Origin of the sequence: Eikenella halliae, assembly GCF_001648475.1 — a bacterium.
GTDB classification, from domain to species: Bacteria; Pseudomonadota; Gammaproteobacteria; order Burkholderiales; family Neisseriaceae; genus Eikenella; species Eikenella halliae.
Window position 1 is genome coordinate 40,333 of sequence record NZ_LXSQ01000002.1, and the last position, 13,733, is coordinate 54,065.

15 protein-coding genes are annotated in these 13,733 nt (G+C 58.1%); 12 read left to right on the top strand and 3 right to left on the bottom strand.

Annotated elements, in window-relative coordinates; genetic code table 11:
• Nucleotides 1-83 precede the first annotated feature (83 nt).
• The 3 genes from mnmM to A7Q00_RS00475 all read left to right on the top strand — a co-directional run bounded on the left by mnmM (nt 84) and on the right by A7Q00_RS00475 (nt 1,644).
• Complete coding sequence (gene mnmM / locus A7Q00_RS00465) at nt 84-668, top strand: tRNA 5-(aminomethyl)-2-thiouridylate-methyltransferase MnmM (RefSeq protein ID WP_064088694.1); 585 nt, start codon at nt 84-86, stop codon at nt 666-668.
• 5 nt (nt 669-673) lie between these two features.
• On the top strand, nt 674-1,111 hold the full coding sequence (locus A7Q00_RS00470) for a hypothetical protein (protein WP_064088695.1): 438 nt from the start codon (nt 674-676) through the stop codon (nt 1,109-1,111).
• A gap of 161 nt (nt 1,112-1,272) precedes the next feature.
• Nucleotides 1,273-1,644, top strand: coding sequence for a SirB2 family protein (locus A7Q00_RS00475; RefSeq protein WP_064088696.1), 372 nt, complete (start codon nt 1,273-1,275; stop codon nt 1,642-1,644).
• A 341-nt stretch (nt 1,645-1,985) separates the two neighbouring features.
• Here A7Q00_RS00475 and A7Q00_RS14120 read toward each other — a convergent pair whose 3' ends face one another.
• Complete coding sequence (locus A7Q00_RS14120) at nt 1,986-2,108, bottom strand: hypothetical protein (protein ID WP_281178996.1); 123 nt, start codon at nt 2,106-2,108, stop codon at nt 1,986-1,988.
• 191 nt (nt 2,109-2,299) lie between these two features.
• Here A7Q00_RS14120 and A7Q00_RS00485 point away from each other — a divergent pair, with 191 nt between their 5' ends.
• Nucleotides 2,300-2,740, top strand: a complete 441-nt coding sequence (locus A7Q00_RS00485) for a hypothetical protein (protein WP_156503669.1) — start codon at nt 2,300-2,302, stop codon at nt 2,738-2,740.
• A gap of 428 nt (nt 2,741-3,168) precedes the next feature.
• Here A7Q00_RS00485 and A7Q00_RS00490 read toward each other — a convergent pair whose 3' ends face one another.
• On the bottom strand, nt 3,169-4,320 hold the full coding sequence (locus A7Q00_RS00490) for a class I SAM-dependent methyltransferase (RefSeq protein WP_064088699.1): 1,152 nt from the start codon (nt 4,318-4,320) through the stop codon (nt 3,169-3,171).
• A gap of 262 nt (nt 4,321-4,582) precedes the next feature.
• Between A7Q00_RS00490 and mraZ the strand changes: the two genes are divergently transcribed.
• From mraZ to A7Q00_RS00530, 8 genes are all read left to right on the top strand, one after another.
• Nucleotides 4,583-5,038, top strand: a complete 456-nt coding sequence (gene mraZ / locus A7Q00_RS00495) for a division/cell wall cluster transcriptional repressor MraZ (RefSeq protein WP_023887050.1) — start codon at nt 4,583-4,585, stop codon at nt 5,036-5,038.
• A complete protein-coding gene (gene rsmH, locus A7Q00_RS00500) occupies nt 5,035-5,991 on the top strand; it encodes a 16S rRNA (cytosine(1402)-N(4))-methyltransferase RsmH (protein WP_064088700.1) in 957 nt (318 codons plus the stop codon). The genes mraZ and rsmH overlap by 4 nt, the downstream gene beginning before the upstream one ends.
• Nucleotides 5,984-6,247 (top strand): cell division protein FtsL, encoded by a 264-nt coding sequence (gene ftsL, locus A7Q00_RS00505; RefSeq protein ID WP_064088701.1) that lies wholly within the window; start codon nt 5,984-5,986, stop codon nt 6,245-6,247. The genes rsmH and ftsL overlap by 8 nt, the downstream gene beginning before the upstream one ends.
• A 91-nt stretch (nt 6,248-6,338) precedes the next feature.
• The gene (locus A7Q00_RS00510) at nt 6,339-8,075 is read left to right on the top strand and encodes a peptidoglycan D,D-transpeptidase FtsI family protein (protein WP_064088702.1); all 1,737 of its coding nucleotides are present in this window, start codon (nt 6,339-6,341) and stop codon (nt 8,073-8,075) included.
• A 20-nt stretch (nt 8,076-8,095) separates the two neighbouring features.
• Nucleotides 8,096-9,577: a UDP-N-acetylmuramoyl-L-alanyl-D-glutamate--2,6-diaminopimelate ligase gene (locus A7Q00_RS00515; RefSeq protein ID WP_064088703.1), complete on the top strand. Its 1,482-nt coding sequence runs from the start codon at nt 8,096-8,098 to the stop codon at nt 9,575-9,577.
• 109 nt (nt 9,578-9,686) lie between these two features.
• Nucleotides 9,687-10,055: a DUF4259 domain-containing protein gene (locus tag A7Q00_RS00520; RefSeq protein ID WP_064088704.1), complete on the top strand. Its 369-nt coding sequence runs from the start codon at nt 9,687-9,689 to the stop codon at nt 10,053-10,055.
• 132 nt (nt 10,056-10,187) lie between these two features.
• On the top strand, nt 10,188-11,570 hold the full coding sequence (locus A7Q00_RS00525) for a UDP-N-acetylmuramoyl-tripeptide--D-alanyl-D-alanine ligase (RefSeq protein WP_064088722.1): 1,383 nt from the start codon (nt 10,188-10,190) through the stop codon (nt 11,568-11,570).
• Nucleotides 11,560-12,588: an MBL fold metallo-hydrolase gene (locus A7Q00_RS00530; protein WP_064088705.1), complete on the top strand. Its 1,029-nt coding sequence runs from the start codon at nt 11,560-11,562 to the stop codon at nt 12,586-12,588. The genes A7Q00_RS00525 and A7Q00_RS00530 overlap by 11 nt, the downstream gene beginning before the upstream one ends.
• A gap of 93 nt (nt 12,589-12,681) precedes the next feature.
• Here the strand turns inward: A7Q00_RS00530 and A7Q00_RS00535 are convergent, their stop codons facing one another.
• A complete protein-coding gene (locus A7Q00_RS00535; protein WP_064088706.1) occupies nt 12,682-13,449 on the bottom strand; it encodes an alpha/beta fold hydrolase in 768 nt (255 codons plus the stop codon).
• Nucleotides 13,450-13,733 lie beyond the last annotated feature (284 nt).

Genomic DNA, 13,733 nt, shown 5'->3' on the forward strand with positions numbered 1-13,733 from the left:
TGCAAACGGTAGGCATTATACTCCAAGCCCGTGCCGCCACAGCGAATTTCCCCACATCCTATCAGGCTATCCCATTTTATCCCATGCTCGACAACATCCTTCCTTTCGCCCACCGCCTGCTCGCCCAAGCCACGCCCGAAGGCGGCATTGCCGTGGATGCCACCGCCGGCAACGGCCATGACACGCTGTTTCTGGCGCAATGCGTAGGCAGCAGCGGGCGCGTGTATGCATTCGATATCCAGCCGCAGGCTCTGGCCGCCACGCAGGCGCGTTTGCAGGCGGCCGGAGAGGAAAGGCAAGTGCGCCTGATTTCTGCCAGCCACGCCGATTTGGCACACTATGTGAACGAACCCGTGCACAGCATCGTGTTCAACTGCGGCTACCTGCCCGGCGGCAATAAAGCGATCACCACCGAAACCGGCAGCACCCTTTCCGCCTTGGCGCAAGCCGTGCACATTTTGCGCCCCGGCGGGCTGTTGGCCGTGGTGCTTTATCCCGGCCACGAGGCGGGTGCGCTCGAAGCCCAGGCTGTGTCCGAATGGGCGGCTGCCCTGCCGCAACAACAGTTTGCCGTGCTGCACTACGGCTTTACCAACCGCCGTAACCGTCCGCCTTATTTGCTGGCGATTGAAAAACATAACGCCTCTGCCAACCCAAAGGCTACCTGAAACCGATGGCTAAAAAGCGCAAACTCAGCATCTCCGCCTTCCCGCCTGCCTTGTTTCCCTACATCCAACAGGCCAGCGACGATACCCTGCATCGCATCAGCCGTTTCGATTACGGCATGGAGGCCGAACACCACATTGCCGCGCTCAAGCAAATCGTGCACGAACAAAACGGCTACGTGAGCGCCGACTTGGGGCAAACCTTCTACCCGGGCGACGTGATCGAACTGGCCGCCTTCGATGCGCAGGACGCCTTCGGCTACACCGTCTGCCACCTCATCATGATCCAGAGCGAGCTGGCCGAAACCTGCCGTTTCAGCCTTTCACCCTACTGGCAACGCTACCGCAACGGCGAACGGAGCACCCTGCCGCCCACCATGCAGGCGCAGCTCGATGCCGCCTACCAATTGGCCGACGAACGCGGCCGTATCGACCACGATTGGTAAAGGCTACCTGAAAGCCATTGGGGCTTAAAATCAGAATGGAGCAGGGCGGCGGGTTAATACCGTTTAATTCACGATATCCCACGAACGGGCTATTGGCGGCCGCGCAACTTTCAGGTAGCCTGCCGCCCATCACACACAACAATCAAAACATCGGAGCACCCATGTACCTTACCGTTAAGCACAGCCATCTGGTATTCGTTGTGATCACCGTGGTTCTGTTCAACCTGCGCTTTTGGATGCGCACCATTCTGCCGAGCCGCCCCGTGCCCAAAGTGCTGCGCATCGTGCCGCACATCAACGACACCCTGCTGCTCTTCACCGGCATGATGCTGATGACCATCACCCGCTACGTGCCCTTCGGCAATGCCAATTGGCTGGGCGTGAAACTGATTTTGGTGGTGCTGTATGTGCTGGTGGGCATGTTCTGCCTGAAAAGCCCGCCGCGCTCGGCCAAATGGTGGATTGGCTATGCCCTGTCTATCGGCTGCCTCTGCACCATCTATTGGCTGGCCACGTATAAACCGATGTTTTAACCGGCCGTTTGGCTGATTGAAAAGGCTACCTGAAAATTTCAGGTAGCCTTTATTGAAGAAAAGTTTGCACGGTGTGTAGGGTGCGTGCCGCAGGCACGCACGCCGTTGCCCGTTATGCCAAGTTGCCTGTTATTTCAGCCGCGTGCGTGCGTTCCGCACACACCCTACACCCCGCACAATTAAGTAGGCTACCTGAAACCAAGCAAATATTTTTCAGGTAGCCTTTCTTTCGGGCTACCTGAAAATCCATAGACGTAGGCTGGGTTGATAAACACAACATTCCACAATTTAATTGGTTGGGTTACGCCTGCGGCTAACCCAACCTACTCTTGCTACAAGGCTTATTGCAACAGCAACACGGCAGCAATTGCCACCAGCCCAGTTAGCAATAGAAAGCCGAAGACAGTCCAAGCCAGCATCAAGCCGTCGGCCAGCGGGTTGGATGGCGAACAATTGCGGCACATTTTAATCTCCCATTAAGAGGTAAGCATAATTAAAGCCCTTGTACTTAATCATTATGCGTGCCAACCATAAGGCAAGCAATGCTTGGTGTCCAACATGATCTCCGATTTTTTGTCCTAGTGTTAGCGGCAGCTGAGTTTGAGATGGTATGGGGAAAAGGGGTTGCCGTTTACGCACCCAATCCGCGGCCAGCATGGCTATATTATTGCCTACATTCGGTTTGCTACTTTTTGATAAAATGGCGGTTTTTATCTGTTTCATGCCAAGGGCGAGCATGTCTTTTATTGGAAGAACATTTGGCGGGTTGTCTGCCGCATACTATATCCGCCACTTTCTTATCGGCCTGATTTTCTATATTTTTATCATGTTCGATTTCGGCGGTAGTAAAGAAAATCCGAATTATTGGTCGATCATGATGACGTTTACCGTATGCCAGTTGCTGTATCCGTATGCGTATTTTGTCTATGACCGTATCGTAGATTATATTTTGGGCGATCGCGGGTCTTATTTTGTTTCGCATATCATGTCGGTTGTGCGGATTTTTGCCGTGATTCTGTGCTGGTTTGGCGCACCAATCATTGCGCCGCTCGGTTTGGCTTGGTTGTATTGGGAACATGGCAGGCAGGAGCAATGAACAGAATATTATAGTGAATTAAATTTAAACCATTACAGCGTTGCCTCGCCTTGCCGTACTATCTGTACTGTCTGCGGCTCGCCGCCTTGTCCTGATTTAAATTTAATTCACTATAAGGATAAGATGCGGAGGCAGCCTGAAAGCAGTTTCGGGCTGTTTTTGTTTTAGAAGGCGGGGCAGTTGTTGTGGATTGGATTGTTGCAGCCGATATTTTGATTTTCAGGTAGCCTCAATATAGGCAGAGGCTACCTGAAAACCTAAGTGGGCATAAATGCCTGCCGTGCAGCTTTCAGGTAGCCTTTAGGCTTTCAGCAATGCTATCAAAGCAAACAAAACGCTTGCGGAGCATGATTTCGCAAGCGTTTTGTTATTGGAAGGCACGGGCTGGGGCTACCTGAAGGTGTGGGCTGCAAACCGGCAGTTGGCGGTTACAGCTTGTGGCACAAATCACCGAGGGCGAAGCCTGGCCAGTCGGGGTCGATATTGCGGCCGAAGGCGATAACTTTGAAGAGCTCGCCCATTTCTTGCGGGGAGAGGAGGGTTTGGCAGGCAGTAGCAGCGCGGATGTAGGCTTGGCTTTCCGGTTCGCCTTGGGCGGCCAGCAGGTCGGTGAGGCCGAGGTTGAGCAGGAAGGCGGCCTGGGTGGTGTAGCCGATGAGGTCGAGCCCGGCTTGGCAGGCGGCTTCGGCGATGGCAGTGAAGTTCACATGGCAGGTGAGGTCGGTGAGGCCGATGTGTTCGAAGGGGTTGTGCACGGCGTGGTGGCGGTAGTGGCCGATGAGGGTGCCGCCGCTGCGCTGGGGGTGGTAATACTGGGCAGCGTCGAAGCCGTAGTCGATAAAGAGCAGGGCGCCGCGCGTGAGGCGCTCGGCGAGGGTGCGGATAAAGGCTTGCTGGCGCAGGTGCAGTTCGCTGGTATAGCCGTCGATGGTGGGCAGCAGCGCTTGGGCGGCGGGCAGCAGCTCGGCCGGCAGGGGGGCGCTTTGCCATTGGAATTGTCGGTTTGCATCCAGCCCTACGCCCATCAGCTGCCATTGGCCGCTTTGATGGCGCACGATGTCGCAGGGCATGGCGTCGAGCACTTCGTTGCCGATGACGATGCCGTCGAACTCGGCGGGCAGTTCGGTGAGCCACGTGATTTGGTGCTGGTGTTGGGGCAGGGCGGCGGCAAGGTGGCGGCGTTGGCGTTCGGCTAAATCGGGGGAGACTTCAATGATGTAGTAGTGCCGGAGGCTACCTGAAAGCTTGCCTATCAGCTGGGCGGCCAGCTCGCCGGTGCCTGCGCCGAATTCGTAGATATTGCCGGCGGTTTGCGGCAGCAGGGATTGAAGCTGGATGGCGAGGGTTTGCCCGAACAGCGGGGTGAGCGCGGGGGCGGTGATGAAGTCGCCGGCCGCGCCGATTTTGTGCGCGCCGCCGGTGTAGTAGCCGTATTGCGGCTGGTAGAGCGCGAGCTGCATGAAGTCGGCAAAAGGCAGGAAGCCGTGGTTGGCCTGAATGCGTTGTTGTATCAGGCCACACAGTGCCTGTGAGGCGGCCAGCGCTTCGGGGCCGGGAGCGGGCAGGGTAGGGCGGTTCATAGAGCAATTATGCGAATAATCTGGAAAACGTGCGCAATTATAAAGGCTTGCTGCCGGGAGGCAAAATCGGGGGCTGTGCGGAAAACGGCAAGCGTGGTGATTGAAACTAACTATCTTATGTAAAAACAGTTTGTTAATCGTGGATTTTTACGGTGTTTGCAATTGACCGATGCTGCAGCTTTGCCGTATAGTGTCGCTTTGTGGGAAATTGTGGGGCAAGGTGTCTTCTTAATTCCCAAAAATCCAGCAAAGGTGGGAAAAAGTGTTTGGCGGCGTACATGAATTGAGCATCGACAGCAAGGGGCGCTTGGCGATTCCGGCCAAGTTCCGCGACTTGCTCGCGCGCCATTACACGCCGTCTTTGGTGGTTACCGTGGAGGCGCGCACGCATCTGGTGATGTATCCGGAAGCGGAGTGGCAGAAAACGGCGGAAAATTTGCAGGCGATGAATGTGTCGGGCAATCCGGCTGCCAGAATGTTCCGTGATTTGATGCTGAACCACGCCGAAACGCTGGATTTGGACGCTTCGGGCAGAATTTTGCTGCCGCCGAGCCTGCGCCGCCGCGTGCAGTTTGATAAAGAAGTAACGCTGGTGGGCCGTGCCGACCGGCTGGAGCTGTGGAACCGCGAACGTTGGGAAGCCAATATGAACGCAGTGCTGGATATGGATCCGGACGAATTGGCCGAACAGCTCGATAAAGCCGGATTCCGCTTATGAGCGCGCAGGAGTTGGCGCACGTTACCGTGCTTTTGCACGAGGCGGTGGACGCTTTGGCAGTGAAGCCGGACGGCGTGTATGTGGACGGCACTTTCGGCCGCGGCGGGCATTCCCGCCTGATTTTGTCGAAGCTGGGCACGAACGGCCGGCTGGTGGTGTTCGATAAAGACCCGCAGGCGATTGCCGTGGCGCGGCAGTTGGCGGAGGCGGACAAGCGCGTGCAAGTGGTGCACGGCGGGTTTTCCGGCTTTCAGGTAGCCTTAAAAGGATTGGGTATCGAAGCGGTGGACGGTGCGCTGTTTGATTTGGGTGTGTCTTCGCCGCAGATCGACGATGCCGAACGCGGCTTCAGCTTCCGCTACGATGCGCCGCTGGATATGCGGATGGATACCACGCGCGGGCAAACTGCCGCGCAATGGCTGGCCGAGGCCGGCGAAGAAGAGATTCGCGAGGTAATCAGAGATTATGGTGAAGAGCGGTTTAACAGCCAGATTGCGCGCGCCATTGTGCAGCAGCGGCAAGAGCGCCCCATCCTTACAACCGGCCAGCTGGCGCAGTTGGCGGCACAAGCCGTCCGTACTCGCGAACGCGGCCAAGACCCGGCGACGCGGACGTTTCAAGCCATTCGGATTTTCATCAACCGTGAGCTTGAAGAAATAAGCGCGGTGCTGCCGCAGGCCGCAGGCTACCTGAAAACCGGCGGGCGTTTGGCCGTGATTGCCTTCCATTCGTTGGAAGACCGGATAGTGAAACAGTTTATCCGCCGCCACAGCCGCCCCGCGCCACTGCCTAAGTGGGTGATGGTGCGCGAAAGCGAGCGCCCCGAGCCGCCCTTGCGGGAAATCGGCAAGGCGCAGCGGGCTTCGGCAGCAGAAACCGCGGCCAATCCGCGCGCACGCTCCGCCGTATTGCGCGTGGCCGAGCGGACGGCGGGAGAGTTTGCAGATGAATAAGTTGAATATCGTACTGTTTGTGTTGGCGGTGCTCTCCGCGCTGGCGGTGGTGTCGGTGCAGGACAGTTCGCGCGAATCGTTTATCTCATTGGAAAAAGAGCACCAGCGGCGGGCGGACTTGGAAGAAGAATACCGCCGATTGCAATGGCAGCAGGCCAAGCTGGCCAACCACGGTTTCATCAAGGCGGCGGCCGAACAACAACAGTTGCAGCCGCCTACCATGCAGAACACCAAAGTTGTTCGTTTGCAATATTAAATAGATGAATGTAGTTAACAAGCGTTTTTGAATAAAATCAAAATAGAGCAGTTTTGCTGCCGTGCGGGCGGCAGCGTAGAGAGTAAATACCATGCTGATTAAAAGCGATTACAAGCCGCAGATGCGGCAGAAGCCAGTTAAACAGAAGAAGCCGGTGAGCACCAATGGCCGGATTGCCTTTGTTTTGCTGGTTTTTGCCACGGCCTTTGCCGCAGCGGCAGGCTGGAGCATACATTTGCATACGGTGGAGCAGAACCGTCTGCAAACCGAGGGTAATAAGCGTTTTGTGCGCACTTTGGTGCAGCAGGCCAACCGCGGCACGATTACCGACCGCAACGGCGCGGTGCTGGCTTTGAGCGCGCCCACCGATTCGCTGTATGCCATTCCTTCTGCCATGGAAAAAATGCCCAGCCAGGAGCAGCTGGAACAGCTTTCCGAAATCATCGAAGTGCCGGTGGAAACCATTGCCGATCGCCTGGCGCGCACCAACAGCGATTTCGTGTTCTTGAAACGGCAGATGAGCTCGGAAACCGCTGCCAAAGTGCGCGCTCTGAAAATTGAGGGCTTGGCCTTCCAAACCGAGCCCAAACGGCAATATCCGATGGGCAATTTGTTCTCCCACGTTATCGGCTTCACCAATATCGACGGCAAAGGCCAAGAAGGTTTGGAGCTTTCCCGCGAAGACGACCTGCGCGGCCAAGACGGCGCACGTGTGGTGCTGCGTGACAATAAAGGCAATTATGTTGATCAATTGGATTCGCCGCGCAACCGCGATGCGGTGGACGGGCGCAATATGGTGCTCTCGCTGGATCAGCGCATTCAATCGCTGGCGCACGATAAATTGGCGCAGGCTGTTGCCTACCATCAGGCCAAAGCCGGCACCGCTGTGGTGTTGGATGCGCAAACCGGCGAAATCCTTGCTTTGGTAAACCTGCCGGATTTCGATCCGAACCAGCCCGGCGGAGCCGAAATCGCTCTGCGCCGCAACCGCGCGGTAACCGATATGATCGAGCCCGGCTCGGCTATGAAGCCTTTCCCGATTGCCAAAGCCTTGGATTCGGGCAAAGTGAACGAAAACATGGTGTTCAACACCAATACTTATAATATCGGCCCGGCCACCGTGCGCGATACGCACAACTACCCCTCGCTCACCCTGCGCGGCATCATGCAGAAATCTTCCAACGTGGGCGTGAGCAAGCTTTCGGCCATGTTTAAGCCCGAAGAGATGCACGATTTTTATAAATCAGTCGGTTTCGGCCGCCGTATGCACTCCGGCTTCCCCGGCGAATCGCCCGGCCTGGTACGCGACTGGCGCAACTGGCGGCCCATCGAGCAGGCCACCATGTCGTTCGGCTACGGCTTGCAGATGAGCCTGCTGCAACTGGCGCACAGCTACACCATTTTCACCAGCGACGGCAAACTTTTGCCGGTAAGCTTCCTGCGCCAGAGCACCGCGCCGCAGGGCGAGCAGGTGATCAAGCCTGAAACCGCGCGCGCCATCCGCCGCATGATGGTATCCGTTACCGAGCCCGGCGGCACCGGTACGCAGGGCGCCGTGCCCGGCTTCAACGTGGGCGCGAAAACCGGTACCGCACGCAAGCTGGTGGGCGGCCGCTATGCCGACAACAAACACATGGCCACCTTCATCGGTTTCGCCCCCGCCGAGCATCCGCGCGTGATTGTGGCGGTGAACATCGATGAACCCACCCAAAACGGCTATTACGGCGGCATCGTGGCCGGGCCGGTGTTTAGAGACATCATGGCTGGTTCGCTGAATATTCTGGGCGTGACGCCCACCAAACCCGTGCAGCAAGTCGCTGCCAAATAAATCGGTGCTTGGAGCCGACCATGTATTGCTTGAAGGACAAACAGTTTGACTTGCCCGACAACTGCACCCTGCCGCCCGATGTGGCGGCGGGGTGCATTTTGCGTATGGACAGCCGCCTGGTGCAGCCGGGCGACGTATTCGTGGCCTGCCAGGGCGAATATGCCGACGGCCGCAACTATATTCCTGCCGCGATTGCCAATGGCGCGGCGATGGTGTTTTGGGACAGCGGCGACGGTTTCGCCTGGCGGCCGGAGTGGCAAATCGCCAATCTCGGCGTGCCGCACCTGAAGCAAAACGCCGGCCTGTTGGCAGCCAAGCTCTACGGCAATCTTTCAGGTAGCCTTTCTTGCTGGGGGGTAACCGGCACCAACGGCAAAACCTCGATTTCGCAATGGCTTGCCCAAGCCGCCGATTTGCTCGGCACGCCCTGCGCCATCATCGGCACGGTGGGCAACGGCTTCTGGGGGCGGCTCGAAGAAACCACCCACACCACGCCCAACCCCGTGCGCGTGCAAACCCTGCTGCACCAATTCAAGCAGCAGGGCGCAAAAGCCGTGGCGATGGAAGTGTCCAGCCACGGCCTCGACCAAAACCGCGTGGTCGGCACGCCCTTCTCCTCCGCCATCTTCACCAACCTCACCCGCGACCACCTCGATTACCACGGCAGTATGGCCGCCTATGGCGCCAGCAAGGCCAAACTGTTCTATTGGCAGAGCCTTCAACACGCCATCATCAATACGGACGACGAATTCGGCCGCGAGTTGGCCGCCGGGCTGCGTGCCGACCGCCCAAGCCTGAACGTATACGGCTACGGCTTCAATGAACAAGCCGATATCCGCATCACCCATTTTGCCGCTTCCGCCCAAGGCATGCAGGTTGCCTTCAATACGCCCTGGGGCAGTGGCGAAATCCACAGCCGGCTCTTAGGGCGGTTCAATGCGCAAAACCTCGCCGCCTGCGTCGGCCTGTTGTGCGCCGAAGGCTATGCGCTGCCCGACGTGTTGCGCGTACTCGCACAAATCCGCCCCGCCACCGGCCGCATGGACTGCATCAGTCGCGCAGGCCGCCCGCTGGTGGTGGTGGATTATGCCCACACCCCCGACGCGCTGGAAAAAGCGCTGGCCACCCTGCGCGAAATCAAACCGCAGGGCGCGAGCCTGTGGTGCGTGTTCGGCTGCGGCGGCAACCGCGACCGCGGCAAACGCCCGCTGATGGGCAGCGCCGCCGCGCAGGGCGCGGATAAAGTGGTGATCACCAGCGATAATCCGCGCATGGAAGAGCCGCAAGACATCATCGCCGACATCCTGCCTGCCGTACCGCAGCCCGAACTGGTGGAGGCCGACCGCCGCGTCGCCATCCAAACCGCCATCCGCCGCGCCGCGCCGCAGGATATCGTGCTGATTGCCGGCAAAGGCCATGAAACCTATCAAGACGTGCAGGGCGAGAAGCACCATTTCTCCGATTTTGAAATCGCCGAAGCCGCGCTGGATGAGGCCACCTGAAAACAGGCGCATCGGATTTTCAGGTAGCCTTTTGAGCTTGCCACAGGCTACCTGAAAATATTGGCCTGTATTAAGTGAAGAACGTGTATCGATATTGCAGGAGAAAGTGATGGGCGATTGGGGGTACAAGGTTTATGAAAACGATGAGGCGGCCGATTGGTTTGCCTCGTTTTGGGAGAGCAAGGATTTTGATTTGCTGGCGCAAGAGGTGGAGCAATTCGACCCTTCGGAAGAAAATTACGACACCATCCGAGCCGTTGCCCATGTGCTGATTGCCTTCGGCTCTCCGTATGCCTGCCCCTTTAGTTTTATCGATCGGCTGTACCCGACCATGCAAGCAACATTGGTTATCCTGCAAAATATGCTCACTCCGCCCAACGACACTTGGAGTTTTTTGGATATGTGGGGCGAAGATCCGGGCATTGTCCGCGAATTGGAGCAACAAATTCGAGATTTGCAAGAGCTGTTGCCAAAATGAGATGCCGTGCCGCCAAGCGGCATTTACCGTTTAATTTTCAGGTAGCCTTTTGAGCTTGCCACAGGCTACCTGAAAGCGTTAATACCTTTTCAGGTAGCCTGCCGCCCCGTAATATTTTCAATGGAATTCCCCATGCCCACACTCGATTTAGCTTTTGTCTGCCGCGCCCTGAACCTGCCCGCGCCGCAGCACAACCTCCCCATCCGCCGCGTCATCACCGACAGCCGCCAAGCCGCCGCTGCCGACGAGCGTGGCGCGGATTTGTTTATCGCCTTGGTGGGCGATAAACACGACGCCCACGATTTTGTGCCTGCCGTGTTGGCGCAGGGCACTTGGGCGCTGGTGTCGCGCCAAGACTGCGCCGCGCTTTCAGGTAGCCTGCCGGTGGCCGACACGTTGGCGGCGCTGCAAACCCTGGCTGCCGCTTGGCGCGAAGCGGTGAACCCGCTGGTGCTCGGCATCACCGGTTCCTCCGGCAAAACCACGGTGAAAGAAATGCTGGCCGCCATCCTGCGCCGCCAGTTCGGCGAAGCGGCCGTGTTGGCCACCGTCGGTAATTTCAACAACCATATCGGCCTGCCGCTCACCCTGCTTGCCCTGCGGCCGCAGCAGCACTATGCCGTTATCGAAATGGGCATGAACCACTTCGGCGAACTCGATGCGCTCACCCGCATCGCCCACCCCGATGCCGCGCTGGTTAATAATGCCCTGCGCGCGCATATCGGCTGCGGTTTCGACGGCGTGGGCGATATTGCCCGTGCCAAAAGCGAAATCTACCGCGGGCTACCTGAAAGCGGCACGGCGCTGATTCCGGCGGAAGACGAATATGCCGAAGTGTTCCGCGCCGCCTGCCGCGCCCTGAATTTGCGCCAAATTGAATTCGGTGTGGACAAGGGCGAAGTGCGTGCCGAAAACGTCCGGCTGCTGCCCCTGGGCTGCCGCTTCGATTTGGTGTGGCAAGACCAACGTGCGGCGGTAGAGCTGCCGGTGCCGGGCAAACACAACGTGGCCAATGCCGTGGCTGCGGCCGCGCTGGCTTTGCAGGCCGGCGTGGGGCTACCTGAAAGCGCCGCCGCGCTGGCCGGGTTTGCCAATATCAAGGGACGTTTGCAACGCAAGGCCGGCCTGCGCGGCAGCACGATTATCGACGACACCTACAACGCCAACCCCGACAGCATGAAGGCCGCGCTGGATGTGTTGGCCGGGCTGCCTGCGCCGCGCATTTTCGTGATGGGCGATATGGGCGAACTGGGCGACGGCGAAGCCCCCGCCCTGCATGCCGAAATCGGCCGCTATGCGCGAGATAAGGGCATCGAAGCCGCTTATTTTGTGGGCGATTTCAGCGTGGAGGCTGCCGAGGCTTTCGGCGCGGCCGGGCTGTGGTTTGCCGCCAAAGACCCGCTGCAGCAGGTGCTGGTGCACGAATTGCCGGAGCAGGCTTCGGTGTTGGTGAAAGGTTCGCGTTTTATGCAGATGGAAGAGGTGGTGGCCGCCTTGCAGGGCCATGAAGCGTAGGCCGCACGGCGGTTATCCGCTCTATCCGGCCAGCAACCACTACGACCCGATCCGCCGCCGGTTTTTCAACCCCGAGCCCAAACGCCGCTTGCAGCCGCTGGATTTCGGCGGGGCGTTCAAAATGCTCAGCCGCAAAGGCCGCTTCCCCGCGCAGCCGCTGCCGTTTGCCAAGCCTGATTTTGCCGCCTTCGTGCGGCAGGAAAGGCTACCTGAAGACGAACAAAAGGCACGGTTTGTTTGGTTCGGCCATTCCACCCTGCTGATGCGCGTGGCCGGGCTGAACATCCTCACCGACCCCGTGTTCGGCATGAGCGCCGCGCCGAACAACAAAATGTTCCGCCGCTTCCAGCCGCCGCCCGCCGCACCGCACGAACTGCCGCCGTTAGACATCATCCTCTACAGCCACAACCACTACGACCATTTGGAGGAATCCTTCGTACGCAGCGTGGCAGACAGCGGGGTGCATTTCCTCGTGCCGCTGGGCATGGAAGTGCTACTGCGCCGCTGGGGCGTGAAGGCGGAAAACATTTCGGCGGCGGATTGGTATCAGAGCCATACCGTCGGCGGCGTAACATTCACCGCCACTCCCGCCCGCCACGACAGCTCGCGCAACCTGGTCGACCACAACCGTATGCTGTGGGCGGGCTGGGCTATCGAAGGCGGCGGGCAGCGGCTTTATTTCAGCGGCGATTCGTCCTACGGCAGCCACTTCGCCGACATCGGCCGGCACTTCGGCGGCTTCGACCTGGCCTTTATGGAAAACGGCCAATACGACCGCCGCTGGCCGGACAACCACATGTTTCCCGAGCAAACCGTGCAGGCCGCCATCGACGTGGGCGCGCGCCGCATGATGCCGATTCACTGGGGCGCCTTCAGCCTGGCCATGCACGATTGGGACGAACCCGTGCACCGCAGCATCCCGCTGGCCATCGAGCGCGGCCTGCCGGTGCTCACGCCGCTAATCGGGCAGGTGTTTGAGGCGGATACGGAAACTGAATTGTGGTGGGAAGAGGTGTGAGCGGTTTGGACAAATTCGGCTTCGTTTGCTTTCAGGTAGCCTTACTGGTTCAAAGTGGGCTGAAACAAAAACAGCCATGTTGGTAATCCAAGCTCAAGCGCACATAAATTCTGCCAAAGCGGTAGCCAAGCCTTCCGGATTTTCCCAAGACATCGAGTGCCCGGCATCGGCAATCACGGCGCAGGGAATACCGTATTGAAGGATACGGTCGTAGTCTGTGTTGGGCAGGGAACGATCGCCAACTAAATAAATTTTGCGTTGGGGCAGGGAGGAGAGGCGGTGCAGCCAATCGGGCGATATACCGTTCACTAAATGATATGCACTACGCCACAATGCCCACGGGGCAGCACTTTGTAGGCTGCCCGCCCACGGTGAGAGTTCGTTATTTAGTAATTCGGCATAGCCATTGTGGATGAAATACGCTTCATCCTGTGCGGTAATGTTGCGGCTGAATATACCGCCGCCAGCAATCAGGTTGCATTCGCTTACCATGAGTCCGCGCACGCGGCTGCCGAGCTGCTCGGCGGCTTCAATAGCGATGCTGCCACCCATGCTGTGGCCATAGAGATAGAAGTGCGGCAAGTTAAGATGGTTAGCCAGTTCGGATACGATTGCGGCTTGCGCGCTGGTGGAATAGGAGAAATCCTGTGGGCGTTCGCTGTAGCCGTGACCTGCCAAGTCAAGCAAGATAGTGCGGCGGCCTGCCAAGGCCGGACTGGCAGCGACTCGGGGGTACTCGTAGCTGGCAGCGCAGCCTAGGCCGTGGATAAATAAGCAAGGGGTGCTGTTTCTGCCCGCATGGGCTGGTAGATCCATAAATCGGATGCGGCAGCGTGCGCTGTGGGAGTGCATGGTTTGCATAGTTTGTGCCTCGCATGGCAGTGGGAATTTCGGTTTTCAGGTAGCCTCTCTTGGGTAGCGGCTTAGTTTATAATGCCACATTTGCCCATTTTACAGTGGTGCAATACAGATAATGATGTTTCAGGTAGCCTTTTCTATTTCCGGCTGCCTAGGTTAATTAAGCGAATTCAATTTAAATCAGGGCAAGGCAGCGAGCCGCAGATAATGCAAAGTAATGCAGATAATGCAAAGTAATACAGTACGGCGAGACAATGCAGTACCGGTTTAAATTGAACTTACGAGAA